Source organism: Serratia sp. A07 (assembly GCF_058725505.1).
Genome location: NZ_JBZXDO010000201.1, coordinates 1 through 889 on the forward strand (window position 1 = coordinate 1; position 889 = coordinate 889).

The following is an 889-nucleotide window of genomic DNA, read 5'->3' on the forward strand; positions in this document are numbered from 1 at the left end:
GTCGATATGAACTCTTGGGCGGTATCAGCCTGTTATCCCCGGAGTACCTTTTATCCGTTGAGCGATGGCCCTTCCATTCAGAACCACCGGATCACTAAGACCTACTTTCGTACCTGCTCGAGCCGTCACTCTCGCAGTCAAGCTAGCTTATGCCTTTGCACTAACCTCACGATGTCCGACCGTGATTAGCTAACCTTCGTGCTCCTCCGTTACTCTTTGGGAGGAGACCGCCCCAGTCAAACTACCCACCAGACACTGTCCTCACCCCGGATCACGGGGCCGAGTTAGAACATCAAACATTAAAGGGTGGTATTTCAAGGATGGCTCCACGCAGACTGGCGTCCACGCTTCAAAGCCTCCCACCTATCCTACACATCAAGGCTCAATGTTCAGTGTCAAGCTATAGTAAAGGTTCACGGGGTCTTTCCGTCTTGCCGCGGGTACACTGCATCTTCACAGCGAGTTCAATTTCACTGAGTCTCGGGTGGAGACAGCCTGGCCATCATTACGCCATTCGTGCAGGTCGGAACTTACCCGACAAGGAATTTCGCTACCTTAGGACCGTTATAGTTACGGCCGCCGTTTACTGGGGCTTCGATCAAGAGCTTCGCCTTGCGGCTGACCCCATCAATTAACCTTCCAGCACCGGGCAGGCGTCACACCGTATACGTCCACTTTCGTGTTTGCACAGTGCTGTGTTTTTATTAAACAGTTGCAGCCAGCTGGTATCTTCGACTGGCTTCAGCTCCATCCGCAAGGGACTTCACCTACATGCCAGCGTGCCTTCTCCCGAAGTTACGGCACCATTTTGCCTAGTTCCTTCACCCGAGTTCTCTCAAGCGCCTTGGTATTCTCTACCTGACCACCTGTGTCGGTTTGGGGTACGATT

At 52.9% G+C, this 889-nt stretch carries 1 rRNA gene; it reads right to left on the minus strand.

From position 1 onward, the window contains the following. Nucleotides 1-889, minus strand: a 23S ribosomal RNA gene (locus AC4PR2_RS29225); the annotation flags it as partial.